2 protein-coding genes and 1 pseudogene are annotated in these 2330 nt (G+C 34.5%); 2 read left to right on the forward strand and 1 reads right to left on the reverse strand.

All coding sequences use genetic code 11. From position 1 onward, the window contains the following. Both L6Q46_RS13655 and L6Q46_RS13660 read left to right on the forward strand, forming a co-directional pair. Window positions 1-508, forward strand: a 508-nt coding sequence (locus L6Q46_RS13655) for a DNA cytosine methyltransferase (RefSeq protein WP_291284770.1), incomplete at its 5' end; no start/stop codon positions are given. Beyond that, entirely contained in the window at window positions 508-1479 is a 972-nt protein-coding gene (locus L6Q46_RS13660) for a HaeIII family restriction endonuclease (RefSeq protein WP_291284771.1), read from the forward strand. The genes L6Q46_RS13655 and L6Q46_RS13660, both read left to right, overlap by 1 nt. 551 nt (window positions 1480-2030) lie before the next feature. Here L6Q46_RS13660 and L6Q46_RS13665 read toward each other — a convergent pair. Beyond that, window positions 2031-2330: pseudogene (locus tag L6Q46_RS13665) on the reverse strand (DNA recombination/repair protein RecA); the annotation flags it as partial.

The raw sequence follows: 2330 nt of genomic DNA on the forward strand, positions 1-2330 counted from the left end.
TCTTGCTGCAAAAGCAGGAAACTATACAAATGGTAAAGAATGTAAAGTTGCAAATCATGAATATATGATTGGTGGATTCTCGTCTATTTTTATGTCTCGTAATAGAGTTCGTTCTTGGGATGAAGTATCATTTACAATTCAGGCAGGTGGTCGCCACGCTCCAATTCATCCTCAAGCACCTAAGATGAAATTTATAGAACAAAATGTTAGAGAGTTTGTTAAAGGAAAAGAAAAATTATACAGAAGGCTTAGTGTTAGAGAATGCGCTAGAATACAAACATTTCCTGATAATTTTATTTTTCATTACTCAAATGTTGTAGCTGGCTATAAAATGATTGGAAATGCAGTGCCTGTTAAAATGGGTACTATTCTTGGAAAAAAAATACACGAAGATTTAAGTTCTATAAAAACAACAAAAAAAGTACAATCTAAGGGGGTTATTAAGGAAATTAACGGAAATCTTGTTATTGAAAAAATGAATGAGATTATAAATAGTATAGCAGTTTAATGGCAAAAGTAGCAACTCAGACTATAAATGGTAAAGCTTTTGAGTATGCTTTACTGAATGAATTTTTAGAACGTTTAAAATCTATTACAACAGTGGAAGTTGTAAATAACGAACCTTATAAGACTGCACTAAAATGTTTTTTAAGTTTTGATGAAAAAGAACAAGGTCATTATAAATTAGTAGCTAGTTTTGCTGTAAATTTCTTAATTGACATAGAGCCTCGTTTATCAAATGGTGTTAGTAAAGAGGATAAATTGCAACTTGAAATTGTTTCTGATCAAAAAGGACAAACTGGAGATGTAAGAGATGTATTAGCAATTAGGTCTTTACAAAAGTGGGAAATTGGAATTTCTGCAAAAAATAATCACAGAGCTGTTAAGCATTCGAGATTATCTAATGATATAAATTTCGGAGAAAAGTGGGTTGGATTCAGCTGCTCTGAAAATTATTTTAATGAGATAAAATCAATTTTTGATGAATTAGCGTCAATTAGAAAAGCTAGTAAAGCAACTCATAAATGGGAAGCATTAGGAGACTATCATACAAGTGTATATATCCCTGTTTTAAATGCATTCAAAAAAGAGTTAATCAAATTAGACAAAGAAAACCCAGGTATTGTTGCTCAACGATTAGTTGAATATTTAATTGGGAATAAAGATTTTTATAAAGTAATCAAAGGAGATAAAAAAGTAGAAATTCAAGCGTACAATCTTCATGGAAGTTTGAATTTACCATTTGAAAATATTAAACCAAAAGCAAAAATTCCAAAATTAAAACTACCAAATCGACTTATCGAAGTTGTGTATCAAGATAATTCTAAAACAACACTTTTGGTATCTTTAAGTGAAGGATGGCAAATATCCTTCAGAATTCATAATGCAAGTTCTCGGGTAGAACCGTCGCTAAAATTTGACATCAACCTTGTTAGTGCACCGCATTCACTTTTTACAAATCATTTGTTTTTAAAATAAATAACCTTACGCCTGTGGCGCGCCTTATGGTGCGTCAAGCACACGCGCACAAATTGTGCAATGCACACCTAATTGTGTAGGGGAGGGATTTAGCTCTTTTGATTTTTGCAATTGCGTCTGCGTCTATGGAGGGCAAAAAGCAAATGTGCTAAATTAGGTATAGCCAAAACGGGTTTTTAAAACCCGCAAAAAGGGGAGGAGAGAAAAAAACTAAAAACTGTTTCTAGTTCCCTAAAATGTTTATTAGTTGCGTGCCCTAAAGTCTTCCGAAAAGTTAATTGTCAGCCGTGAATTTGTCGATTGAAATTCTGTCCGGGCGCATTGGAGGTAACTACCCGCTAAGCGCCATAAAGCCGTTTACAATTGTTTGTAAGCATTTGTAATTAATTTCGGAGCTTTGGGTTTAATCTTATGAAGATACAAAGTATTTCTATATTTTAAAAGTTTGCAGAGTCCTAAAAACAAAAGTCCCGAAGCGTGCGCTTCAGGACTTCCATTAACAAATCTCAAGGGATGAAGAGAACTCCTTCGCTTCATCTTTAAACAATTTTTTATTCGGCCGGAGCCGCTTCAGCGCTCAGCACCTCTTTAATTTTGCTTTCAATTTCATCGGCCAAATCAGGGTTTTCAGCAAACAGGGCTTTTACCGATTCGCGTCCTTGTCCTAATTTAGTGTCTTCGTAAGAAAACCAGGAACCTGCTTTCTTAATAATGCCTTTGTCCACGCCAATGTCAATGATCTCCCCTACTTTACTAATGCCTTCTCCAAAAATGATGTCAAATTCTGCCTGACGGAATGGAGGTGCCAGTTTATTTTTGATCACCTTCACACGGGCACGGTTACCCGATAC

The organism is Flavobacterium sp. (genome assembly GCF_023151265.1).
Taxonomy (GTDB): Bacteria; Bacteroidota; Bacteroidia; order Flavobacteriales; family Flavobacteriaceae; genus Flavobacterium.

Excerpts from the sequence above, each read along its gene's own strand:
- L6Q46_RS13660 (WP_291284771.1), top strand. The coding sequence starts at position 508 with ATGGCAAAAGTAGCAACTCAGACTATAAATGGTAAAGCTTTTGAGTAT.